General features: G+C 64.8%; 21 protein-coding genes. 9 read left to right on the forward strand and 12 right to left on the reverse strand.

The window, feature by feature from the left end; genetic code table 11:
* The first annotated feature begins 45 nt into the window (after positions 1-45).
* The 3 genes from QFZ94_RS23695 (at position 46) to QFZ94_RS23705 (ending at position 4,487) form a co-directional block, all read left to right on the forward strand.
* A complete protein-coding gene (locus QFZ94_RS23695; RefSeq protein WP_429459943.1) occupies positions 46-1,566 on the forward strand; it encodes an efflux transporter outer membrane subunit in 1,521 nt (506 codons plus the stop codon).
* An 82-nt stretch (positions 1,567-1,648) separates the two neighbouring features.
* Positions 1,649-2,890 (forward strand): EmrA/EmrK family multidrug efflux transporter periplasmic adaptor subunit, encoded by a 1,242-nt coding sequence (locus tag QFZ94_RS23700; RefSeq protein WP_176108913.1) that lies wholly within the window; start codon positions 1,649-1,651, stop codon positions 2,888-2,890.
* A gap of 34 nt (positions 2,891-2,924) precedes the next feature.
* Positions 2,925-4,487, forward strand: coding sequence for a DHA2 family efflux MFS transporter permease subunit (locus QFZ94_RS23705; RefSeq protein ID WP_368582705.1), 1,563 nt, complete (start codon positions 2,925-2,927; stop codon positions 4,485-4,487).
* A gap of 122 nt (positions 4,488-4,609) precedes the next feature.
* Here QFZ94_RS23705 and truB read toward each other — a convergent pair whose 3' ends face one another.
* The 9 genes from truB to QFZ94_RS23750 all read right to left on the reverse strand — a co-directional run bounded on the left by truB (position 4,610) and on the right by QFZ94_RS23750 (position 17,336).
* Positions 4,610-5,545, reverse strand: coding sequence for a tRNA pseudouridine(55) synthase TruB (gene truB, locus QFZ94_RS23710; RefSeq protein WP_368582704.1), 936 nt, complete (start codon positions 5,543-5,545; stop codon positions 4,610-4,612).
* Between the two features lie 70 nt (positions 5,546-5,615).
* A complete protein-coding gene (rbfA, locus tag QFZ94_RS23715; protein ID WP_008922231.1) occupies positions 5,616-5,981 on the reverse strand; it encodes a 30S ribosome-binding factor RbfA in 366 nt (121 codons plus the stop codon).
* Positions 5,982-6,201: 220 nt separating this feature from the next.
* The gene (gene infB, locus QFZ94_RS23720) at positions 6,202-9,129 is read right to left on the reverse strand and encodes a translation initiation factor IF-2 (protein ID WP_368582703.1); all 2,928 of its coding nucleotides are present in this window, start codon (positions 9,127-9,129) and stop codon (positions 6,202-6,204) included.
* Between the two features lie 94 nt (positions 9,130-9,223).
* Positions 9,224-10,699, reverse strand: coding sequence for a transcription termination factor NusA (gene nusA, locus QFZ94_RS23725; protein WP_018432253.1), 1,476 nt, complete (start codon positions 10,697-10,699; stop codon positions 9,224-9,226).
* Entirely contained in the window at positions 10,696-11,154 is a 459-nt protein-coding gene (gene rimP, locus QFZ94_RS23730; protein ID WP_006052964.1) for a ribosome maturation factor RimP, read from the reverse strand. The genes nusA and rimP overlap by 4 nt, the downstream gene beginning before the upstream one ends.
* A gap of 623 nt (positions 11,155-11,777) precedes the next feature.
* Positions 11,778-13,562, reverse strand: a complete 1,785-nt coding sequence (rluB, locus tag QFZ94_RS23735; RefSeq protein WP_429459946.1) for a 23S rRNA pseudouridine(2605) synthase RluB — start codon at positions 13,560-13,562, stop codon at positions 11,778-11,780.
* Between the two features lie 64 nt (positions 13,563-13,626).
* Positions 13,627-14,670, reverse strand: coding sequence for an SMC-Scp complex subunit ScpB (scpB, locus tag QFZ94_RS23740; RefSeq protein ID WP_410848954.1), 1,044 nt, complete (start codon positions 14,668-14,670; stop codon positions 13,627-13,629).
* Between the two features lie 376 nt (positions 14,671-15,046).
* Entirely contained in the window at positions 15,047-16,267 is a 1,221-nt protein-coding gene (locus QFZ94_RS23745) for a pyridoxal phosphate-dependent aminotransferase (protein WP_429459949.1), read from the reverse strand.
* 166 nt (positions 16,268-16,433) lie between these two features.
* Positions 16,434-17,336, reverse strand: a complete 903-nt coding sequence (locus tag QFZ94_RS23750) for a LysR family transcriptional regulator (RefSeq protein WP_013089149.1) — start codon at positions 17,334-17,336, stop codon at positions 16,434-16,436.
* A gap of 406 nt (positions 17,337-17,742) precedes the next feature.
* Between QFZ94_RS23750 and QFZ94_RS23755 the strand changes: the two genes are divergently transcribed.
* A complete protein-coding gene (locus tag QFZ94_RS23755) occupies positions 17,743-18,144 on the forward strand; it encodes a transposase (RefSeq protein ID WP_368582699.1) in 402 nt (133 codons plus the stop codon).
* Between the two features lie 328 nt (positions 18,145-18,472).
* Entirely contained in the window at positions 18,473-18,724 is a 252-nt protein-coding gene (locus QFZ94_RS23760; protein WP_368582698.1) for a hypothetical protein, read from the forward strand.
* 367 nt (positions 18,725-19,091) lie between these two features.
* Here the strand turns inward: QFZ94_RS23760 and QFZ94_RS23765 are convergent, their stop codons facing one another.
* Positions 19,092-19,415: a hypothetical protein gene (locus QFZ94_RS23765; RefSeq protein WP_176378009.1), complete on the reverse strand. Its 324-nt coding sequence runs from the start codon at positions 19,413-19,415 to the stop codon at positions 19,092-19,094.
* A 265-nt stretch (positions 19,416-19,680) separates the two neighbouring features.
* Between QFZ94_RS23765 and QFZ94_RS23770 the strand changes: the two genes are divergently transcribed.
* The 3 genes from QFZ94_RS23770 to QFZ94_RS23780 all read left to right on the forward strand — a co-directional run bounded on the left by QFZ94_RS23770 (position 19,681) and on the right by QFZ94_RS23780 (position 21,287).
* On the forward strand, positions 19,681-20,400 hold the full coding sequence (locus tag QFZ94_RS23770) for a YdcF family protein (RefSeq protein WP_429459952.1): 720 nt from the start codon (positions 19,681-19,683) through the stop codon (positions 20,398-20,400).
* Positions 20,401-20,554: 154 nt separating this feature from the next.
* A complete protein-coding gene (locus QFZ94_RS23775) occupies positions 20,555-20,794 on the forward strand; it encodes a hypothetical protein (RefSeq protein ID WP_368582697.1) in 240 nt (79 codons plus the stop codon).
* A 235-nt stretch (positions 20,795-21,029) separates the two neighbouring features.
* Positions 21,030-21,287, forward strand: coding sequence for a hypothetical protein (locus tag QFZ94_RS23780; protein WP_008923870.1), 258 nt, complete (start codon positions 21,030-21,032; stop codon positions 21,285-21,287).
* Positions 21,288-21,371: 84 nt separating this feature from the next.
* On the opposite strand, the gene QFZ94_RS23785 is transcribed toward QFZ94_RS23780, so the two are convergent.
* Positions 21,372-21,662 carry a putative quinol monooxygenase gene (locus tag QFZ94_RS23785; protein WP_368582696.1) on the reverse strand — a complete coding sequence of 97 codons (291 nt, stop codon included), beginning with the start codon at positions 21,660-21,662 and terminating at the stop codon, positions 21,372-21,374.
* A gap of 624 nt (positions 21,663-22,286) precedes the next feature.
* Between QFZ94_RS23785 and QFZ94_RS23790 the strand changes: the two genes are divergently transcribed.
* Positions 22,287-23,582, forward strand: coding sequence for a sensor domain-containing phosphodiesterase (locus QFZ94_RS23790; protein ID WP_429459955.1), 1,296 nt, complete (start codon positions 22,287-22,289; stop codon positions 23,580-23,582).
* A 12-nt stretch (positions 23,583-23,594) separates the two neighbouring features.
* Here the strand turns inward: QFZ94_RS23790 and arfB are convergent, their stop codons facing one another.
* Positions 23,595-23,999 (reverse strand): alternative ribosome rescue aminoacyl-tRNA hydrolase ArfB, encoded by a 405-nt coding sequence (gene arfB, locus QFZ94_RS23795; RefSeq protein ID WP_013089140.1) that lies wholly within the window; start codon positions 23,997-23,999, stop codon positions 23,595-23,597.
* Positions 24,000-24,149: the final 150 nt, after the last annotated feature.

Below are 24,149 nucleotides of genomic sequence, written 5' to 3' on the forward strand. Positions count from 1 at the left end.
CTTGCTGCGTCCATCACTACATTCCACTCAAAGAAGAGTCGAGCGATGAAATCCCTTTCCCTGTCCGCGCCCGCGCTGTCGAGCCGGGCCGCTGTCGCCGCCGCGGTGACGGCGCTCGCCCTCACGGGGTGCGCGAACTACTTCGGCGTCAAGAGCGACAAGCAGATCGCCTCGCCGACGCAGTACGAGTCGACGCAGAGTCTGCCCAACGAGGGCGGCCAGTGGCCATCGCTCGACTGGGCCAACCAGTTCGGAGACCCGCAACTGCCGAAGCTGATCGCGGAAGCGCTCGAGGGCAGCCCGTCGATCGCCCAGGCGCAGGCGCGGCTCGCGAAGGCTTCGTCGTATATCGAAAGCTCGCGCTCGGCGCTATTCCCGAAGGCCGAACTGAACTATTCGTGGACCCGCGAACTGTACTCGGCGAACGCCCTCTTCCCACCTCCGTTCGGCGGCACCTGGTTTAGCGAGAACAACGTGCTCGCGAGCGCATCGTGGGATCTCGACCTGTGGGGCAAGAATCGTCAGCGCCTCGGCCAGGCCGTATCGCAGCAGAAAGCCGCCGAAGCCGACTTGCAGCAGGCGCGCGTGACGCTCGCCGCGTCGGTTGCGAGCACCTACAACCAGCTCGCGCAGCTGTACGCGTTCCGCGACATCGCCGCGCGTGAAATCGCGAACCGCCAGGACGTCGGCCGTATCACGGACAACCGCGTGAAGGCCGGTCTCGACACCAACGTCGAGAAGCAGACCGCCGCCGGCAACATCGCGACGAGCCAGTCGAACCTCACCGATCTCGACGGCCAGATCACCGTCGTGCGCTACCAGTTGGGCGCGCTGCTCGGCAAAGGCCCGGACCGCGGCCTGCAGATCGACAAGCCGGTGCTCTCCGGCGGCAACGTGGTCGCGCTGCCGGACAACATCCCGGCCGACCTCGTGGCGCGTCGCGCGGACATCGTCGCCGCGCGCTGGCAGGTCGAAGCCGCGATGCACGACGTGAAGGAAGCGAAAGCCGAGTTCTACCCGGACGTGAATCTCGCGGCCGGCTTCGGCTTCGACGCGTTCGGCTGGGGCCGTTTCCTGACCTCGTCGAGCCGTCAGATCCAGTTCGGCCCGGCGATCCATCTGCCGCTCTTCGACGCCGGCGCGTTGCGCGCGCAGCTGAAGGGCCGCTACGCCGACTTCGAGGGCGACGTTGCGAACTACAACCAGACGTTGATCAACGCTCTGCAGGACGTATCCACGCAGGTGTCGTCGATCCGCTCGATCGACCGCCAGGAAGGCGACGCCCAGCGCGCGCTCGAGGCGTCGAGCAAGGCATACCAGCTGGCCGTGATCCGCTACAAGGCCGGCCTGTCGCCGCAGTTGCAGGTGCTAACCGCCGACGACAACCGCCTTGCCGCCGAGCAGACGGTCACGGGTCTGCAGATGCGCCGCCGCAGTCTGCAGATCGGCCTGATCAAGGCACTGGGTGGCGGCTTCGACGCGACCCAGACCGGTCTCATCGTGCCGACCGATGCTCCCGCATCGGCCAACTCCGCGAACCACGCCACGAGCACCGCCGCGAACTGAGCGAGACCGCCCGCGCCAACACACACGCATACACACGAACACCGAACAAACGACGACGTTCAAAAGAACCCGGAGCACATCAATGAGCACTCCCCAGCAGCCCGCCACTCCACCGCAAGCGGCGAACAACGGCAAACGCAAGCGCATGATGACGCTGCTCGTCATCGTGATCCTGATTGCCGCGGTCGCGTACGGCCTGTACTACTTCCTCGACGCACGCTTCCATGAAGACACCGACGACGCCTACGTGAGCGGCAACGTCGTGCAGATCACGCCGCAGGTCACGGGCACCGTGATCGCAGTCAATGCGGACGACACCCAGGTCGTCAAGGCCGGCGACCCGCTCGTCGTGCTCGACCCCGCCGACGCGCGCGTCGCGCTCGAACAGGCCGAGGCCAATCTTGCGCAGGTGGTGCGTCAAGTGCGGGGTCTGTTCGCCGACGACAGCCAGTACGAAGCGCGGGTCGCGGCGAGCCAGGCGGACCTGTCGCGAGCCCAGGACGACCTGAAGCGCCGTATGACGGTCGCGCAGACCGGCGCGGTATCGCAGGAAGAAATCTCGCACGCACGCGACGCCGTGAAGAGCGCGCAAGCCGCGCTCGACGCCGCCAAACAGCAACTCGCGGCAAATCGCGCGCTGACCGCGAACACCACGATCGCGAATCACCCGAACGTGCAGGCCGCCGCCGCGAAGCTGCGCGACGCGTACCTGAACCACGCTCGCAATACGCTGCCCGCGCCGGTCACCGGCTATGTCGCGAAACGTTCGGTGCAGGTCGGCCAACGCGTGTCGCCGGGCACGCCGCTGATGGCGATCGTGCCGCTGCATGACGTGTGGGTCGATGCGAACTTCAAGGAAGTGCAACTGAAGCACATGCGCATCGGCCAGCCGGTCGAACTGACGGCCGACGTCTACGGCTCTTCGGTGCCGTATCACGGCAAGGTGATCGGCTTCTCCGCCGGCACTGGCTCGGCGTTTTCGCTGCTACCCGCGCAGAACGCGACCGGCAACTGGATCAAGGTCGTGCAGCGTCTGCCGGTGCGTATTTCGCTCGATCCGCAGGAACTCGAGAAGCATCCGCTGCGTATCGGTCTGTCGATGCAGGCTGACGTGAACATCAAGGACGACACCGGCGGCCAGCTCGGTCAGGCGCCGTCCACGGCCTACCAGACCAACGTCTTCGACAAGTACGGCGCCGAAGCCGACGCGGAAATCGCGCGCATCATCGCGGAAAACGCTGGCCAGAACGCGAACGGCGGCGCGCAGAAGTCGACCGCGGCGAGCGCCGCGGCCGCCACGAAACCGGCTGCCCACAAGAGCTAAGGCTCCGCCCGACGATTCCTAGAAGGCTCTTTTAATGGCTCAGGCTCAGGCGCAAGTCCCTCACCCGCCGCTCGAGGGCGCGCAACTGGTGATCGGCACCATCGCGGTGTCGCTCGCCGTGTTCATGAACGTCCTGGACACGTCGATCGCCAACGTGTCGATCCCGTCGATTTCCGGCGACCTCGGCGTGTCGTCCGACCAGGGCACGTGGGTGATCACATCGTTCGCGGTGGCCAACGCGATCTCGGTGCCGCTGACCGGCTGGCTCACCGACCGCATCGGTCAGGTGCGGCTGTTCATGGCGTCGATCGTGCTATTCGTGCTGTCGTCATGGATGTGCGGGCTGTCGCCGAACCTGCCGTTCCTGCTCGCGTCGCGCGTGCTGCAAGGCGCGGTGGCCGGCCCGATGATCCCACTGTCGCAGACGCTGCTGCTCGCGAGCTATCCGCGCGCGAAGGCGCCAATGGCGCTATCGATGTGGGCGATGACCACGCTGATCGCGCCGGTTGCCGGTCCGATTCTCGGCGGCTGGATTTCCGACAACATCTCGTGGCCGTGGATCTTCTACGTCAACATTCCGGTCGGCGCGGTCGCGGCCGCCGCCACGTGGATGATCTTCCGCAACCGCGACTCGGTGATCAAGAAGGCGCCAATCGACGGCGTCGGTCTCGGTCTTCTGATCGTCTGGGTCGGCTCGCTGCAGGTCATGCTCGACAAGGGCAAGGACCTCGACTGGTTCTCGTCGACGACGATCGTCGTGCTCGCGCTCGTCGCGGTGATCGCGCTCGCGTTTTTCATCGTGTGGGAGCTGACGGCCGAGCATCCGGTGGTCGACCTGTCGCTGTTCAGCCGACGTAATTTCACTGGCGGCACGATCGCGTTGTCGATCGGCTATGGGCTTTACTTCGGCAATCTCGTGCTGTTGCCGCTGTGGCTGCAGACCGATATCGGCTACACCGCGACCGAAGCGGGACTCGTGATGGCGCCCGTCGGCGTGTTCGCGATCCTGTTGTCGCCGATCACCGGCAAGGTGCTGCCGCGCACCGATCCGCGCTATATCGCGACGCTGTCGTTCCTGATTTTCGCGCTGTGTTTCTGGATGCGCTCGCGCTATACGACGGGCGTCGATACGTACTCGCTGATGCTGCCCACGCTGATTCAGGGAATCGGCATGGCTGGCTTCTTCATACCGCTCGTGTCGATCACGCTGTCGGGCTTGCCGGGCCATCGGATTCCGGCGGCCTCGGGGCTGTCGAACTTCGTGCGGATCATGTGCGGCGGTATCGGCACGTCGATTTTCCAGACCGCGTGGGATCACCGCACGATCATGCACCACGCGCAACTGACGGAGCAGGCGAACGCCTACAACCCGGTGTTTGGTCAGTCGATTCATCAGATGGGCGCGGCGGGCCTGGACCAGCAGCAGACCTATGGTCTCTTCAACACCATGGTCACGCAGCAGGCCGCGCAGCTCGGCGTGAACGATCTGTTCTTCATTTCGGCCGGTATTTTTGTCGCGCTGATTGCGCTGATCTGGATCACGCGGCCGGAACGGGCGGGCGGCGACTCGGGAGCGGCGGCGGCTGCGGCGCATTGAGTCGTATTCGGGGCGTTGCTTGAGTTCGACACCGCTCCACTGTAGGGCGTGAAAAAAGCGGGATCGCACGATGGCGATCCCGCTTTTTTATTGTCGGCGCGGTGCTGGCAAAACGGCGGCCTCTAGCTCTCCGTCGTCACGACCAGACGTTCGGGCGCGAGCACCCCTTCGCCCGGTTTTGCGACCCCCAGAAGCCGCCCCTGCGCCGAGTACACCCTCACACGCGGGGCATTCGCGGCATCAGCGGCGATCGTCAACGACGACAGCTTCAGGCGCTGGCCGTGCAAGAAGCGACGCGTGTCGTCGTCGTTCAGCGTGACCTGCGGGAACGTCGACAGCAATGCGTCGACCGGCTGCAGCCATGCGTCGCGTTCGAGCTCGGTCGCGGCGGACAACGCGTCGAGCGTGACCGAATGATCCAGCGTCAGCGCGCCGACGCCGGTGCGGCGCAGCGCAACCAGATGCGCGCCGCAGCCGAGCGCCTCGCCGATATCCTCGGCAAGCGTGCGCACGTACGTGCCCTTGCTGCACGTCACGCGAAACGTGACATCCGGCAGCGCGCACGCAATCAGCTCTAGCGCGTGAATCGTCACCGGCCGCCCTTCCCGCTCGACCGTTTGACCGGCGCGCGCGTACTCATACAGCGGCTTGCCGTCGCGCTTGAGCGCCGAGTACATCGGCGGAACCTGAACGATCTCGCCGATGAATCCCCGCAAAGCCGCCCGCACCGCCGCTTCGTCGCAGTCGACGGCGCGGATGTCGAGCGCCTCGCCCTCGGCGTCGCCGGTGGTCGTGCGGATGCCGAGGCGCATCGTGGCCTCGTAGGTCTTGTCGGCTTCGAGCAGGTCTTGCGAAAACTTGGTGGCCTCGCCGAAACAAAGCGGCAGCAAGCCGGTGGCGAGCGGATCGAGCGTGCCGGTGTGGCCCGCCTTTTTCGCCAGATAGAGACGTTTCGCACGAATCAGCGCGTCGTTGCTCGACAGGCCGAGCGGCTTGTCGAGCAGCAGCACGCCGTCGAGCGCGCGACGCGGCACGCGGGGGCGTTGAGGTGCGGTCATGTCGAGGAAGGCAGAACGTTCGGGAAACACGAAAAACGGCGCCGCGCGGAACGCGACGCATCGCAGACGCTCAGTCGTCTTTCGCGCGCGTGGAATTTGCCTCGTCGATCAACCGCGACATCTCCACGGCGCGCTCGATCGTCTTGTCGTAGTGGAAATGCAGAGTCGGCACCGTATGGATATGCAGGCGCTTGAACAGCAGGTTGCGCAGATGGCCGGCCGCGTGCGTCAGCGCTTCCAGCGTCTGCTGCGGGTCGCCCGTCAGCGTCGTGAAGTACACCTTCGCGTGCGCGTAGTCGGGTGTCAGCTCGACGCTCTGAAACGTGACGATACCGATGCGCGGATCCTTGACCTCGCGCAGCAGCTCGGCCAGGTCGCGCTGGATCTGATCGGCGATCTGCACGTTGCGATTGGGAGTAGTACGTTTCTTAGGCATGGTGTTGTGTGCTCCGCTATAACGGATGCAAAAATTGGTTCGCGCGAGCCGTGTTCGTTATCCATTCGATACGACGGCGTCGCGATCGCCGCGACCGGTGAGAGTCCGTTTGCGACGAACGCGGCAACGAAGCCAGCGACAAACCCGACGCAGCGGGCTCAAAAACAACGGGCGGAGCGGGCGTCAAGCCCGTTCCGCCCGCTGTGCCGTGCCGCGTGGATTACAGCGTACGCGCGACTTCGGTGACCTCGAAGACTTCGAACTGATCGCCTTCGACGATATCGTTGAAGTTCCTGATCGACATACCGCACTCGAAGCCCTGACGGACTTCCTTCACATCGTCCTTGAAGCGCTTGAGCGAATCGAGCTCGCCCGTGAAGATGACAACGTTGTTGCGCAGCACGCGCACCGACGACGAGCGCTTGACGAAACCGTCCGTGACCATACAGCCGGCCACCGTGCCGACCTTCGGTACCTTGAAGACCTGGCGCACTTCGACCGTGCCCGTCACGACTTCGCGCTTCTCCGGCGCCAGCATGCCCGACATCGCCGCCTTCACGTCATCCACGGCGTCGTAGATGATGTTGTAGTAGCGGATATCGACGCCATTGGCTTCCGCGAGCTTGCGAGCTTGCGCATCCGCGCGGGTGTTGAAGCCGATGATGACCGCCTTCGACGCCGTCGCGAGGTTGACGTCCGACTCGCTGATGCCGCCGACCGCGCCATGCACGATCTGCACGCGCACTTCGTCGGTGGAGAGCTTCTGCAGCGACTGCACCAGTGCTTCCTGCGAACCCTGCACATCGGCCTTGACGATGAGCGGCATGTACTGCACTTCGCCTTCGCCCATCTGCTCGAGCATGGTCTCGAGCTTCGCGGCCTGCTGCTTCGCGAGCTTGACGTCGCGGAACTTGCCCTGACGAAACAGCGCAACTTCACGCGCCTTGCGCTCGTCCGGCATCACGATCACTTCTTCGCCAGCCTGCGGCACTTCCGACAGACCCTGAATTTCGACCGGGATCGACGGACCAGCCGACTTGGTCGGTTTGCCGGTTTCGTCGAGCATGGCGCGCACGCGACCGTAGGCGCTGCCTGCCAGCACGACGTCGCCGCGGTTCAGCGTACCCGACTGGACGAGGATCGTTGCGACCGGACCCTTACCCTTATCGAGCTTCGCTTCGATCACGAGCCCCTTGGCCGGCGATTCGACCGGTGCCTTCAACTCCAGCACTTCGGCCTGCAGCAGCACGTTTTCGAGCAGATCGTCGATGCCCGCGCCAGTCTTCGCCGACACCGGCACGAACGGCGAGTCGCCGCCGTACTCTTCCGGCACGACGCCTTCCGTGACGAGTTCCTGCTTCACGCGCTCCGGATTCGCTTCCGGCTTGTCGATCTTGTTGATCGCGACGACGAGCGGCACGCCGCCAGCCTTCGCGTGGGAGATCGCTTCCTTCGTCTGCGGCATCACGCCGTCGTCGGCCGCCACCACCAGGATCACGATGTCCGTTGCTTTCGCACCGCGGGCACGCATTGCCGTAAAGGCTTCGTGACCCGGCGTGTCGAGGAACGTGATCACGCCACGCGGCGTTTCGACGTGGTAAGCGCCGATGTGCTGCGTAATGCCGCCCGCTTCGCCTGCCGCAACCTTCGCGCGGCGGATGTAGTCGAGCAGCGAGGTCTTGCCGTGGTCGACGTGACCCATGACGGTAACGACCGGCGGACGCGGCAGCGCTTCAGCATCGCTCGCTTCGCCTTCGACCAGCATGGCTTCCGGATCGTCCAGCTTCGCCGCGAGCGCACGATGGCCCAGTTCCTCGACGATGATCATCGCCGTTTCCTGGTCCAGCATCTGGTTAATCGTGACCATCTGGCCGAGCTTCATCATCACCTTGATGACTTCCGAAGCCTTCACCGCCATCTTGTGTGCGAGATCCGCCACCGTGATGGTCTCCGGCACGTGCACTTCACGCACGATCGGTTCGGTCGGCGCCTGGAACGTGGTGGTCTGCTCCTGATGCTTGCCACGACCCTTCGGACCGCCGCGCCAGCCGCGATCGACGCCGCCGCTTGAATCGCCGCGCGTCTTGATGCCGCGGCGCTTCGCTGCGTCGTCCTGCCAGTTGCCGCCGCCCTTGCCGCCGGCGCCGGGCTTCTTCTTGTCGCCCGCGGACGGTGCGCTTGCGGGTGCCGGAGCCGCGGCCGCCGGCTTCCTGGCTGCGGGGCGAGCCGGTGCTTCGCCAGCCGGACGCGCCGGCTTGTGCAGCGTACCTTTGGCTTCGGCAGCCTTGGCCGGCTCGACGGGCTTCGGTGCCGGTTCCGGCGCCTTCACCTGCGCCTTGCGCGGTGTGTTCATCATTTCGCGAATCGCGCGCGCTTCGGCTTCGGCCGCCGCACGGCGCTTGGCGATTTCTTCCTGTTCGGCGCGCGCCTTTTCGGCAGCCACGCGCGCAGCGTCTTCCGCTTTCTTCGCAGCTTCACGTTGCGCGGCGCGTTCCGCTGCCGCGCGTTCGTCGTCCTGCTCGCTTGCCTTCGCGGCAACCGGCGCAGCGGCTTGCGCTGCCGCCTGCTGAGCCTTCTCGCGAGCCGCCGCATCGGCCGCAGCCGCTGCCCGCTTCTTCGCTTCTTCTTCCGCGCGCTGACGTTCGGCTTCGGCAGCCTGCTCGCGCGCCTGACGCTCGGCCTCTTCGCGCTCGAGCTGTTCCTGACGCGCCTTCAGCTCCTGTGCCTGCTTTTCGAGCAGCTCCGCTTCGTGACGTGCTTCTTCCTCACGACGCTGCAGTTCGAGATCCTCGACGTCCGCGTTTTCGGCCACATGATTCGATGCATCCCCGCCTTCCGCGACGGTCTCGTCGCGGCGGACGAACGTGCGCTTCTTGCGCACCTCGACCTGAATGGTGCGAGCTTTGCCCGTCGCATCGGACTGCTTGATCTCCGACGTATGCCGGCGCGTCAGCGTGATCTTGCGCTTGTCGGCATCGTTCGAGCCATGCGACTTGCGCAAGTGATCGAGCAGACGCGCCTTGTCCGCCTCGGACAGGTTGTCGTCTTCGCTCGCTTTCTGGACGCCCGCTGCCTGCAGCTGCTCGAGCAGCACGCCAGCAGGCATTTTCAGTTCCGCGGCAAATTGGGCTACGTTGTTACTCGCCATTCATTCCTCTTAATGCAAGGACCGATTCCTTGCGGTTAGCATCGGGTCATGCGGCCTCGCGGCCGCGTTCAATTCAGTGCGCCATGGTCATTTCTCACTGGAACCAGTGTTCACGTGCTTTCATGATCAACGCCTTAGCGGCATCCTCTCCCATCCCAGTCATCTCGACCAGTTCATCCACGGCCAGCTCGGCGAGTTCGTCGCGAGTCTGGATCTGATGTTCGGCCAGTTTCGCGAGCAGGTCGGCGTCCATGCCGTCCAGGCTCTTCAGGTCGAGCGCTACATTCTCGACCTTTTCTTCGTTCGCGATCGCCATCGTCAACAGCGCGTCGCGCGAGCGGTTGCGCAGTTCGTGAACGGTGTCTTCGTCGAATGCCTCGATTTCGAGCATTTCGTTGAGCGGCACGTAGGCGATCTCTTCGAGGCTCGTGAAGCCTTCGTCGATCAGGATGTCGGCGACTTCCTCGTCGACATCGAGACGCGCCATGAACAGGTCACGCAGGACGCCGCGCTCCTGATTCTGCTTCTGCGCAGATTCGTCCGGCGTCATGATGTTGATCTGCCAGCCGGTGAGCTCGCTGGCAAGTCGCACGTTCTGGCCGCTGCGGCCGATCGCGACCGCGAGTTCGTTCTCGTCGACGACGACGTCCATCGAATGCTTTTCTTCATCGACGACGATCGACTGCACGGCTGCCGGCGCGAGCGCGCCGATCACGAACTGGGCGGGGTCTTCCGACCATAGCACGATGTCGACGTTTTCGCCACCGAGCTCGTTGCGTACGGCCTGCACGCGCGAGCCGCGAATACCGACACAGGTGCCGATCGGATCGATGCGCTTGTCATAAGCGACTACACCGATCTTCGCGCGCACGCCCGGATCGCGTGCGGCCGCCTTGATCTCGAGCAAGCCCTGCTCGATTTCCGGCACTTCCATCTCGAACAGCTTCATCAGGAATTCCGGCGCCGTACGCGACAGCTCGATCTGCGGACCACGCGCGGTGCGGTCGACCTTTGCGATATACGCGCGCACGCGGTCGCCCACGCGGAGGTTTTCCTTCGGGATCAGCTGGTCACGCCGCAGCAGCGCTTCGACGCGGCCCGACTCTACGATGAAGTTGCCCTTGTCGAGGCGCTTCACCGAGCCGGTCATGATGTGTTCGCCGCGCTCGAGGAAGTCGTTCAGGATCTGCTCGCGCTCGGCATCGCGCACCTTCTGCAGGATCACCTGCTTGGCCGCCTGCGCGCCGATACGGCCGAATTCGATCGACGGCACCGGCTCCTCGATGAACTCGTCGAGCTGGATGTTGGGCTGCTGCTCGCGCGCCTCGAACAGCAGGATTTCCTGATCCGGCTCCTGCAGACCGGCTTCGTCCGGCACCACTTTCCAGCGGCGAAACGTTTCGTGCTCGCCGCTTTCACGGTCGATGTGGACGCGGATATCCGCATCTTCTTCGAAGAGTTTCTTGGAGGCCGAAGCGAGAGCCGCTTCGAGCGCGGCAAATACCACGTCCTTATCGACATTCTTCTCGCGTGCCAGCGCATCCACCAGCATCAACACTTCGCGACTCATTGTTTGCGGCTCCTAAAGTCAACTTTCGGAACAAGGCGCGCCTTGTCCATGTCCGCGAGCGTGAAATCGAGCATCGCGGCGCCTTCTTTTCCTTCAAATTCGAGACCGATCGTCTCGCCCTGCGGGGCATGCAAAATACCCCGGTACGATTTCCGACCGTCTAATGGCTTTTTCAGTGTGATAACCGCTTCGCTGCCCGCGAAACGTTCAAAATCCGCCAGTTTTTTCAGCGGGCGGTCGAGACCGGGCGACGAAACTTCGAGCCGCTCGTAATCGATATTTTCGACCGTCAGAACGTGCTGGAGCTGACGCGTGACTTTCTCGCAGTCTTCGATTGCGATGCCGGCCGGCTGGTCGATATAGATACACAACATGCCGCGCCCGGTGCGCTCGAGATCGACGAGCTCGTAGCCGAGTCCCACGACCGTGGTTTCAATCAGTTCCGTCAGTTGCACAGTGCCCTCTTAGATGTTCGCGCAGCGAGCCTCGCCTCTTCTGCAAACAACCAATGCGGGCCGCGCGCCAAGCCGGCGCACGTTGGTGCGAACCCGAGATGCCGAACCACGATGAACTGAGCGGCAAAAAAAAATGGGCTGAACGCCCATCATCTTATTGCCGGTGGTCGCACCTGAGCCGCACATGAAACCGTACGCCCAGCGACTTCGCGATTGTAGCCATTTTTCGGCCCAAAGGCAATCCGCAGAACGACGGGCGATCCGCATTTCCGCTTGATTTGATAGGAATCTTTCGACCATGTGGCGGCAAATCCGGGCTTTTGCAAGGTCGCACGAGCCGTGCGGAAAGGGAGCCAGGACGGGCCACGCCAACACGTTGCGGTGAATCGTCCTTTGGGTATTCGATGCCGTCTCGCGCGGGGTTTGACGCATCGGGAAGCCGCTCGAACGAGGCAAACGAGAGGCGGCATAGAATCGGCAAAAACAAAAAACGGCGCGTCCGGTAAGCGTTCAGCATTGATGTGCGTCGCGTTTGCTGAGCGAGCCGTCTGAAGCGGTCCTAGCCCTGCAGGTCGTACGAACCGCACCGAAGGCTATGGCCGCTCAACGGTACAGCGCGCCGCCTAACGACCCCGCGAGCGACCGCGCGACGTGCCACCACCACGATTTGCGCCGCCCGGACCCGCGTTCCCACCGGCGCGGTTGGTGTTGCCGCCACGATTGCCACCCGGCCCGCGATTGCCGGCGCTGTTGCCGGCCGGGCCGGCACGCTTGCCGCCCGTGCGTGCACGATTGCCGTTCGGCGACGGCGCGCGATTGCCGTCGACATCGCGGCCGCGCTGCCCGCCGGGGCCACGATTGCCTACGCCGGCACCAAAGCCAGCGCCGCTCCCCGTGCCTGCGCCGAAGCCGCCGCCCGCCGCGCCGCGGCGTCCCTGGCCGCGCGGCTGCTGCTCGAAGCGGCTATGCGACATCAGCACGGGCTCGCGGTTGATGAAGCCCATCGACGTCTGCATCGGATCCGGCTGACGACGCTCCGGCGCCGCATTGCGGCTACCGCGTTCCTCGGCCGGCGCCTTCAGGCCGACCGAGGCCATCAGCGCGCGCACCTGATTATCCTCGAGCTCCTCCCAGCGGCCGCGCTTCAGACCACGCGGCAGCGAGATCGGGCCATGGCGAGTGCGGATCAGCCGGCTGACCATCAGGCCGGCCGCTTCGAACATGCGGCGCACTTCGCGATTCCGCCCTTCGGCGAGCGCGACGTGGTACCAGTGATTAGTGCCTTCGCCGCCGCCATCGCGGATGCGCAGGAAGTTCGCCGGGCCGTCCTCGAGTTCGACGCCATGCAGCAGTTTCTGGCGCATACCCTCGGCCAGTTCGCCGACGACACGCACCGCATATTCGCGCTCGACGCTGTAACGCGGATGCATGAAGCGGTTCGCGAGATCGCCCGAGGTGGTCAGCATCAGCAGACCTTCGGTGTTGAAGTCGAGACGGCCGACCGCGACCCACTTGGCGGTTTTCATCGGCGGCAGCTTGTCGAACACCGACGGGCGGCCTTCCGGGTCCGCGTGGCTGACGATTTCGCCGGTCGGTTTGTGGTACAGCAGCACGCGCGGCGGCTTGCTGGCGAGCTTGCGCTTGACCGGCTTGCCGTTGATGCGAACCTGGTCGGTCGGCATGATGCGCTGGCCGATGTGCGCCGGCTCGCCGTTCACCGACACCCGGCCTGCGATGATCAGCTCTTCCATGTCGCGGCGCGAGCCCATGCCCGCCTCGGCTAGCACCTTATGCAGCTTCGGCGCGTCGTCATCGGGCGACAGCACGCGCTTCGGGCCCGTTGCCTTGCCACGGCGCAGCATCGGCGCGCGTACGCCGCCAGTCGTGGTGTTATCGGCGTCGAATGCGGGCGATGTCACATACGAGAACAGATCGTCCTGAGCCGATTCGGAGGCCACGGCCGCATCGGCGCCGCGTCGATTCTGGCGCTGGCCCTCACGTTGACCTTCGCGCGGCTGACGTTCGCGCTGGCCTTCGCGTGGCGCGCCCTCGCGCTTCGCCGCGCCGCCGGCATTGCGACGCCCGCCCTGTTTCGCGCCCGCGTCCTTGCGCGGTGCGCGCGCCTGGGCGACGACCTCGCCGTCCGGTGGCGTTTCGGCGACGACCGGCGCGCCTTGCGCGGGCGCGCCCTCGGCCGCCTTAGTCTTTGCGCCGGCGCGGCGTCGCGCGATCAGGCTGCGCGGCCCGCGACGCAGACCGCGGCGGGGGCGTTCTTCGCCCTCTGCTTCCGCGCCGTGAGCCGGGCGCTCGCCCTCGCCTGCCGACGCTTGCGTAGTGCGTTCGTCGCTCCGCGCCGACGGCACGGGGCGCTCGGATTCGGACGAATCGGTGTCGTGGGTATGTGTCAAAACAACCTCAAAATGTCAGGTCGCGCGCGCCCGTTGCGGGCGCGGCAAAAAAAGTTCGGTTACGTCAGGCGCTGCGCGACTCGGTTTCGTCGTCGGTCAGAAAACCTGCGTCCTGCGCGGCATCGCGGCGATCCTCTGGATCGTCGCGCGCCGCCTCGATCGGGTTCGGCTCGGCGGCGTGCTCCGTATTGCGAGCTACGCCCGAGTCGTGCGCGGGTGTTGCCGGATCGGTCGGGGTGACCGGATCGTGATTCTGTGCCGAACCGGCGACGCTGGTCTGCGTTGCCGTAGGTGCCGGTTCCGGCTGTTGTTGCGTGTCGTGCGGCGCGCTCGACGCGTCTGATGCACTTGACGCATTCGTCGTGCCGGACTGCCCGGTCGCTTCCGCATGGGGCTCCGGCTTGGACGTCGACTCGGCTATGGTCTCGGGCGGTGCTGCTGCAAATCCGGACGCCGACTGCTCCGCCGCTTCCGGTTCGTCCGCGTCACTCTCCGTGTCGCGCTCCGCATCCTGATCTGGCTGCTGCACGCTTTGCGCATCGCCCTCGGCAAATTCGATTGCGTGCTGACCTAGCAGATCCGCGTTCAGTTGCGCGGACGGATCGGCCAGCGGCGGCAATTCGTCGAGCGCCGTTAGGCCAAGGTCGTCGAGGAACTGACGCGTGGTCGCATACAGCGCCGGACGCCCCGGCACGTCGCGATGACCGATCACCTCGATCCAGCCGCGATCCTCAAGTTGCTTGACGACCTGCGTATTCACCGTCACACCGCGAATTTCTTCGATGTCGCCCCGCGTCACCGGTTGCCGGTAGGCAATGATCGCGAGCGTTTCGAGCACCGCGCGCGAATATTTCGGCGGTTTTTCCGGATGCAGTCGATCCAGATACGAACGCATCGCGGGCTTGCTTTGAAACCGCCAGCCCGACGCCAGCCCGACCAACTCCACACCGCGCCCAGACCAGTCCCGCTTCAGGTCTTCGAGCAAAGTCCGAACAGTGTCTGCCGACACGCCGTCGGCAAAGAGCTTGCGCAATTCGCCGAGCTTTAACGGCTCCTGCGCGCAGATCAAGGCAGTCTCGAGGACGATCTTCGCCTCTTGGGTATTCATGCAGCTAGGTCAGACCCTGTGGTCAAAGAACCGGATCAAACAGACGATGTGGAACTGAAGACGCGCTCGCCCGATTCTGATCGGTCATATTGATGGGAGCACGCACCGGGGGGTGGCGAACAGACTTATCGAGCCAGACCCAGCCGGACGGAGCGGCGATATTCCTGAAAGGATTCGCGTGAACTGAGCGCCATATTACGCAAAAACGACCGGGGCGTAAAGCCGCGATCTGCCGTGCATCTTCTGCTTCGGCGCCGACCGGTGTACCCGTGCTCGCGGGGACCGAGTCGCCACTGAGAAGATATCCACGATTCGCGGCCTTTCGCCGCTTGCGGCGCGCCAGGACGCTGCGCGGCGGACACGCGACACCATGCGCTCACGCGCCGGCGTGGCGCGCCAGAAACCGCGTCAAGCGTTCTACGCCCGCATCTAGCCGCGCCGTATCGCACGCATAGCACCAGCGCACGAACCCCTCGCCTTGCGGCCCGAACGCGCTGCCAGGCGCCACGCCGAGCCCGACCTCACGCACCATCGCCTTGCACAAATCGAGACTGCGCGTCGAGCCCGGCATCGCGAAGAACAGATACATCGCGCCCAGCGGAGCCTTCACATCGACGCCCGGGACTGCCGACAGCGTGCGCACCAGATGATCACGCGACGTCCTCAGGTCGCGCACCAGTTCCTGCGTAAAGCGCTCGCCCTGCTCGAGCGCCGCGATGCCCGCCTGTTGCACGAACGACGGCGCGCACGACGTGTTGTACTCGACCAGCTTCGCGAGATCGTCCATCAACGCGGTCGGCGCGACGATCCAGCCGAGCCGCCACCCGGTCATCAGCCAGGCTTTCGAGAACGAATTCACGCAGATCACGCGTTCGTCGCGCGTCGTGAGATCGAGAAACGAAGGCGCGGTGCGCGCGCCGGCCGCCTGCGCGGCGTCGTCGCCGGGATAGTAGAGCCGCTCGTAGACCTCGTCCGCGACGATCCAGATACCGTGCCGCCGGCAGTGTTCGAGCACGGTACGCTGGTCGTCGCGATTCATCACCCAGCCGGTCGGATTGTTCGGCGAGTTGATCATCAGCATCTTCGTGGCAGGCGTCAGCGCGGCAAGCAATTGCCCGACGTCGAGCTCCCAGCCGTGTCCGCCGTAGCCAAGCGCGACGGTTTCGACATGCGCGCCGAGAATCTTCGGAATCTCGACCAGATTCGGCCATAGCGGTGTCACCGCGACGACCCGGTCACCAGCGCCGACCACCAGTTGCGCGGCGAGCATCAGCGCGTTGACGCCCGCGCTCGTGATCGCGATGTGCTCGGGCGACGTTGCGCCGTGCAGCTCGCTGACGTAGCCCGCGAGCGCCGCGCGCAACGGCGCGATGCCGAGGTTGTGCGTGTAAAACGTCGCGCCGGCGGCGAGCGCTGCACTCGCGGCGTCGCGGATGAATGCGGGAGTGACGCGGTCGGACTCGCCGAACCAGAACGGCAGCACGTCGTCCACGCCGAAACCGGCGTTCGCGACCTCTCGGATTTGTGATGGACGCAGCGCGCGCACGGCGTCGCGCGCATTCGGGATGGAGGGCACGGGCAGGTCCAATTCGCTCATCGAGGGTTCCGGGAGGGTGAAAGATAAGAGGCTCTGGGCGCAACGCGAAGGCGTGCGCGATGACGGCGGTAGTTTAGCGCGCCGGGTAATCGGACAGCGGCGAAGCAGGTGCCGGGTGGGCGGCGGGCCACGCCTGGTGGGACAGACCGCACACCATCCCGCCCGTTTAATTCAACTCCTCGGCCCGCCCCGGCAGCTGCCTGATCAGATTCCACACCGCCTCGGCCGCGGGCGACAGCGACCGGTCGCGCCGCCGCACCAGCTCGACGCGGCGCTCCGCGCGCGGCACCAGCGGACGCGCGACCAGAGACGCCCCCGCCGGCAGCGGCAGCGCGAGCCACGGCAGCACGCTGATCCCGACGCCCGCCTCGACGAGCCCGAACACTGTCGCCGAATGGCCGAGTTCCTGCACCACGGTGGCGTTCACGCCCTGCGCCTGCATCACGGCGTCGATCAGCGGGCGGCTGCCGGACGCATAGTCGAGCATCACGAGTTGCTCGCCGTCGAGGTCCTTCCACGTCACCTGTTTGCGCGCGGCGAGCCGGTGATCGTCACGCGACACGATGCAGAACGAGTCGGTCATCAGCGTCTCGCTGAGCAGATCGTCGTCGGAGAACGGACCGATGATCACGCCGAAGTCCACTTCACCCGACTTCACCTTGCGCACCACGTCGCTTTGCACGTCGTCGCGCAGACCAAGCGTCACATAGGGAAACTGCTGCCCGCACGATGCGACCACGCGCGGCATCAGCCGGCACGCGACGGTCGGGCTCGCCGCGACCACCACGCGTCCGCGGCGCTGCTCGCCGATTTCGCGGATCTCGCGCAACGCGTCGTCGAGATCCGACAGCAGCCGCGACACGCTCGACACAAGGTTGCCGCCAACGTCGGTTAGTTGCACTTCGCGCGTCGTCCGATCGATGAGCTTCAGGCCGATTTCGCCTTCGAGCTCGCGCACGCACCGACTGACCGCCGACTGTGTGAGGCCGATTTCATCGCCGGCCCGGCTGAAGCTTTGCAAGCGCGCCACCTCAATGAAAACCCTGAGCTGTCGCAGCGTCACATTCATTTGCTGACCTCATCAATAACGCAATTTAATGCGCATTGTAGGTTAAATCCATGCGGCACAGCGCCCGTCACACCGGCCGCCGCAATGCAGCAAAAAGGCGCGAACGCCCGCTGGCCGGGCTCATCTGCACAAGATTGGTGATTGTCCCGATTTGCGAGGTGGGTTTTTTGGATTCATATACGGCCCTGGTTGGCGCCCGCGTTGGCCCGCCGCCACGGGGTTTTCAGGCAATCGATATCAAATTGGCACACTTCGTGCGTTGTGAGACGCGCAGGGTCGGCGCCATGATTTCCGACTGAAACGGCAATCCGTGGCAAGCCCGTCCCCTTTGGCACTCGCCTATCGAGTGTATGAAGAGTGCGCGGCGCGGGGCAGCGCACCGGAGTTAGCTTCGCTGAGGTGATACATGATGCTGTTCGACGATTTGAGAGATAACGAGTGGGCGCTGGTCGAGGCTTTGTTCTGTGCCGAGCCGACGCGCAGCGAACGGCGCGGTCGACCGCGCGTGGAAGCTCGGGCGGTGGTCAACGCCGTACTTTGGGTGTTGTCGACGGGCGAAGGCTGGTCCAAGCTGCCGGGCCGCTATCCGTCCCCGCCGACTTGCCGCCGGCGTTTCGACGAGTGGCAGGCCGATGGCACGCTCGCTGAAATTGTGAAGCGGCTTGGCACCAGCGGCCGCGAAATCTCGTTGCGCGGCAGGATCGGCGCAACGGCCGCGAAACCGCCGGCACCGCCGAGCCGCGACCGTATGCGCGGCGCGTTCTGGACCAATCCGGAATCGTGGCGCGCGCCGGTCAAGATGGCCTGACGCGAAACTACATTGTCACCGGGCGCCTGCGGGCGCCCGGTTTTTATCCAGCCGCCTTATTCACGATTGTGTGCACGCCGCGACCCGCGAGCATTTGACGGTCGCCGCGGGACGCTGCCCCTCGGTTTCGCGCCCGCTTTCGGAGCGCCATCCGCACGGCCGCCACAGTGCTCCGTGCGCGCGGCCTCAGACTTGCAAACTGTCCGATAGCTCCGGGTGAAACATCCATTTACTATTAATTACAGCACCCTTTCTTCCCCCGGCATAACTTAATACCTATGCAAACAGGCCTTGAGACGATGGGCTCGAGGTTGAGGGGGATTTCGGAATGAAACCAATGTCACTGCTGTTGTGCGGCATTGTGATTTCATCGATGGCCGCGCCAGCATTTGCGCAACAACGCCCGCAAGGGTGGAACTGGCGCCCGGACCGTCAGGCTACGCTGGAAGCGTGGCAGCAAAGCGAGGCCCACAATCGCGACTTCACGCCGCCGACGCCGCGAGGCGATCTGCGTGGCGATATCGCCAGCAATGTCCGGGCACGGCCTGATGCGCCGCGCGAGGAGCAGCGACGGCGTTGATGTCATGTGTCGCCGCGTGGGTGGCGCGTCGTGCGACGCGGTACGAGTCTTTCGCATTGCGTATGCACGATCGGGGAACCACCGGACGCGGCACCGGTCTGACTCAACGCCATTAGCACAGCGTGGCAGTAGTAATTCCGGTATGCCCGTATCTTCGTGATACGGGCTTTTTTTCGCCACCGTGGCGTTGATGGCATGCAAGGCGCGCAACGGCAACGGCCGGCGCTGAACGCGTCGCCGCATGGTCGATGGGGAAGCCGAGAGTCGCCCGCGGACGCGCATAGCGACCGGCCGACAGTAGAGACCGCCCGCCGTGGGGGTGACAGGCCCGGGCGGACAGTGATTCAGATAAGCGATGAACCTTGAACTAAGGCCTGACTTCGGCTGTCGCTGCGGACTGCGTTTCAGCCGCGCCGAGAACGTAATCGTTCATGCGTTGCGCTGTCCATGTGAGCAGACGCTCGTCGTGCTCGAGCCGCGCAAACTCCGCTTTGCCGCGTTCGGTGAGCACGGCGATGTCGACGGGGGCATGAAAGCCCGGCGCCGGGGCTACGGTTCGCTGACGAACGGTGTCCATCAGTCCCAGCGCGCGAAGATATTGGAAGACACCCGGCCTTCTGGCCCAAGGCACCTGGCGATATTGCGCTCGCCGCAGCGCTTCAAGTACCGCTTCGTTGGAATACGTGGTCATCTCACTTCTTTCTTAAAGTGCAGCTATGACACATTCATGCCCACGCGTCGCTGCGCCACCGGCGACGCGCGTAGCACCCGCTCCTGGTCGGAAGCTCGCCGCCTGTTTGACGGCGGATTTCCGCCAGGTGCTGCCTGGTCTCGTTTTCGGAACCCCCGTCAGAACGGCATGTTAGCGTTCCCTCCCCGAACCGACGATGCAACCGCCGCGGCGCGATGGCCGGCCCGTGGATTTATCCCGAAGGACATACGTTACCCCATTTAAATTGATTCTATTCACTTTATTAGCGCTTTTTTTTGCAGCAATCGTGCTATGGAAACGTGCGCGACGGCCGCTCATCGTCTGCTTGATCGCGCTGTTCTGGCTGCTGGCGGCCGGCTGGCTGACCGCGCCACTGCTCGATCTGGCGCAGCCGCAACGACAGAGCGCCGAGGCCGCCACCTTCGCGCCACGCACCGGGATCATCCTGCTCGGCGGCGGCACGATCTACGACCACGACCACGTGCTGGTGCCACCGCGCGACGTGCTTTCGCGCATCAAAGTCAGCGCGCAGAACTATGCGGCCTGCAAGCGCACGGCGATCGTCTGCCGGGTGATCGTGAGTGGTGGCAATCCTCAGCGGCACAGCGCGACGGAAGCCGACACCTACCTGCCCTATCTACTGCGTCAGCAGGTGCCGCGCTCGGACATCGTGCTCGAGAAAAGCAGCCGCACGACCTACGAGAACGCGCGCAACGTCTCGGCCATTGTCGGTCAATCACAATACGACACGTTGATACTCGTCACTTCCGCGTATCACATGCCGCGTGCGCTGCTCGACTTTCACCGCTTCGGCGTCGAGCCGCAGCCGCAGATTTCGAGCGCGCGGCGCGTGCGGCTCGGCGTGCTGCCGCGCTTCGGTAATCTCGTGGCCGCGGAGATAGCGTTGCATGAGCTCATCGGCCTCGCGCAGTTTCACCTGTATCGCGCGATCGGCTGGTTCTGACGAACGATGTGGGCCGACGGAGTCATTACAAAACGTAACAAATGTCGAGCGCAGTTACAAAGCCATCCGTTGGAGCAGAGTTTGCTCGATAGAATGAATTGTCTTTCCCCTGGACAGCAATACTCGGGTCCACCACCACTCTATGGAGGTAACGATGAAGAAAGTGTCCATGGCGATCCTGGTTTCCCTGTGTGCCGCGGCCGGCGCAGCTTACGCGCAGGACCAGGGCATCACGACGAGCACCGATCCGGCCAAAGCCGCCGACGTCGAGCAGCGTGCGCAAGATTTGCAAAACCGCGAGCAGTCGATGGGAACCGCACCCGCCGCCCCGGCCAAACATCACAAGATGGCTCCGCATCATCCGAAGAAGGGTGCGGACGCGTCGGGTACCTGAGCGACTTCGCGGATCTCGCCTCGCGGCCTCGTCGTGAAGGTGAAAAAGCCGAAGCCGGCAGCGCCGGATTCGGCTTTTTTATTTGCGCGATCCGCTCCCCGCCGACGACACACTTCGAACGCGCACCGGTCTGGCAAAGCCTCCGGCGCACAGCATTCTGTATGCTAAAGTCGCGCACCGACCGGCGAGCCGCCGGCATCCCCTAACCCGTGCGCACCCTGGTGCGGAGGACAGCATGAGCAACATCCAGCTTGATATCGAATGGACCGAAGCAGCATCTCGCAAGATCGAAAAACTGATGCCGCGTGGCGGTCAGGAAGCGTACCTCGCGCTGCCGCCCGTCGAATGCCTGCCGATGGAAGGCGACGTGCTGTTTCTCGGACCGGCTGGCAAGCAGCAGCCGTTCATCGTCGCGGAGCGTCAGTATCACCATGACGGCGACGCCGACTGGACCATCATCCTGATTCTCGATGTCCCGCAAGCGACTCACTGATCGCTGACGGCGCGCCGGCGGCCTCGGTGCCGCCGCACCTGGCCGGCGTGTCGTCCGCGCGCCGCTGACGCCCGCCCGCCGAGCTCAGGCGATCTTCGACACCACGCGAATCTCCGCGTGCTCGATCCAATCCGCGGCCGCTTTCTTATAAGCCTGGATATGCGCGGATTTCGCATGCGCCGCGAGCGCATCCTGGCTTTCCCATCGCTCGATGAACACGAACCGGCGCGGCTCCTGCACGTCGCGGTGCAAGTCGTACTGCAGCACACCAGCTTCCTTGCGCGTCGGCCCGACGATGCCTTCGAGCGCCTCGCGCAACAGCTCCTCTTGCCCCGGTTTCGCCACCGAAATTGCGACCACCGCGATTTCCGCCATGCCTGATCTCCTCTTTACGAAAATCAGCAGCATACCCGCCAGTCGCTGAACCTGCCGACGACGGCGCTCACCAGCCTGGCGACGCATGAATCTCGCCTCCGCCCGCCATGCCAGACCACCGTCGCGTCAACACGGAATCCGCCCGGCAAGGCAGTGCCAAGCCCGCCGCCCGAACCGCAACATCAGCCTCCGCACCGGCACTAAGATGTGTGCACCGTCGGCGCCTGGAGTTTGGCGGGCGACCACTGGGCGCCCTGCTACCCTCGGCGTGGTACGGTAACTCATTGCGATTGAGAATCGGTTTCACGCGTGGCAAGCGCGCGAAACGCTCCGGCGCATGACCGCAACGGGTTGCCGCATGGCCGTTGGCAGCCGTTTTGCGGACAATTCTCGCGCTTATGCCTTTGTGATAACCCGCACATTGATGCACGCTGCAAACTGCTAGACTCATTTTGACCAATTCGCCGGAGTCCAGCGTAGCTGGTACTGCCCTCCGTGTTCGCGGGACGCGTTCGTGTCGTCCCGGCGACGCTTCGGGTGTGCGGGCGCTGCGCGCCGAATGGGTTTGCGAGCCCCTTTACCCCTTGCCGCAACAATCCCATGTCAGCTCTGATGCCCGCTTCTATGCCATCTGTCAGCGAATTGACCGTGAGCGGCGTGCTCCCGCACCTGGTCCGCGGCGAGTCGGGCTGGACCGCGACGTGGCGCGCGTTGACATTGCACAGCGTGTTCCAGCCGGTGCTGTCGGTCACGCATCAGTGCGTGGTTGGCTACGAGGGGCTGTTGCGCGCGTTCGATCCGGTCGGCCTGCCCGTTTCGCCCGAAGTGCTGTTCTCCGGCACGCGCTCGGCCGCCGAAGCGCGCGAACTCGACCGCATCGCGCGCTGCCTGCACGTGGCGAACTTCATGGAGCAAGGCATCAGCACCGGATGGCTGTTTCTGAACACACGCCCGCAGGTGTTCGAAACCGGCTGGCCGCAGCGCGCGTTCATCGACGAGTTGTCCGCGCATTTCGGGCTGCCGCAGGAGCGCATCGTGATCGAAGTGCTCGAGCAGCCCGCCGACGATGAATCCGCCGTCGCCAGCATGCTCGCCGCCTCCCAGCCGCGCGATTTCCTGATCGCGATCGACGACTTCGGCACCGGCTTCTCGAACTTCGACCGCGTATGGCGCTTCCGCCCCGACATCGTCAAGCTCGACCGTTCGCTCGTCGCGCGCGCAGGCAAGCGCGAGGGCGACGAATCGATGATCAGCCATCTGATCGCAATGTTGCATCAGTCGGGCACGCTGGTGCTCGCCGAAGGCGTCGAAACCGATGAAGAGCTGATGATCCTGATGCAGGCCGACGTCGATTTCGTGCAAGGCTTCTGGTTCGGCCAGCCGAAGAGCAGCGTGCGGGCCGCCTGCACGAAGGTGCCCGCGCTCGTCGAATCGATCTGGAGCAAGTTCGCCGACTACGAGCGCGCGCACGCCGGCCACCAGCGGCTCGGCTTCGAGGGCTTCGCGGAAGCGGTGCTGGCCGCCGCCGACACTTACAAGGCGACCGGCGACCTCGAACAGGCTGCGCAAAGGGTCTGGCATCTGCCCGAAGCACGCCGCGTATTCCTCACCGACGACCAGGGCGAGCAGACCCAGCCTTCGGTGACGGCGGCATCGGTCCCGCCGCCTCCGAAGCGGCTCGCGCCGCTCTATACGGAGACGCGCAGCAACTGGTCGCGTCGCGCGTATTTCCGGCACGCGCTCGCGGCGCCGGGCCGCGTCGCGGTGATGGGGCCGCACTATTCGCTCGCCGATGGTCAAGACTGCTACACCGCGGCGATCGCGTTCGAGCGCGACGGCACGAACGTGCTGTGCGTCGACTTCGTGCCGGAGGCATCGCCGCCGGATGTGCGCACCGGCCGACGCGGCACGAAGCGTTAGCGACCCGCGCCGCTACTCGTGCACGCGGCCGCGCCCCGACTTCACCTCGCTGCGCTTTGCCTTGCTGTCGAGCCGTCGCAGGTTCGACGCGCGAGTCGGCCGCGTCGCGACCCGATGCTTGCGGGTGACGCTGACACTTTCGATCAGTTCATCGAGCCGCGCGAGCGCCGCCGCGCGGTTCATCTCCTGGGTCCGATGTTCCTGCGCCTTGATGACCACGACTCCGTCGCGCGTGAGCCGGTGGTCGGACAGCGCGAGCAGACGCATTTTCAGCACTTCCGGCAGCGATGAGGCGCGCACGTCGAAACGCAGATGGATCGCGCTCGATACCTTGTTGACGTTCTGCCCACCCGCCCCTTGCGCGCGCACGGCGGTCAGTTCGATTTCGTTGGGCGGGATCGGGTAGCGGGATGTCATGGGCGGTCGGGAAGAAAGATGCATCAGTGTACAAGCGCTCGGCGCGAGATGCCCGAGGTCGCCGCAGCGCGCCGCAGCGCCGGGTGCAGTGCTGGGCGGCACCGGCACGCGATCGCTTACGAAAAAAACCATTTGCGTCGGCACGACCGG

The sequence above is a fragment of the Paraburkholderia sp. JPY465 genome, assembly GCF_050436725.1.
GTDB classification, from domain to species: domain Bacteria; phylum Pseudomonadota; class Gammaproteobacteria; order Burkholderiales; family Burkholderiaceae; genus Paraburkholderia; species Paraburkholderia youngii.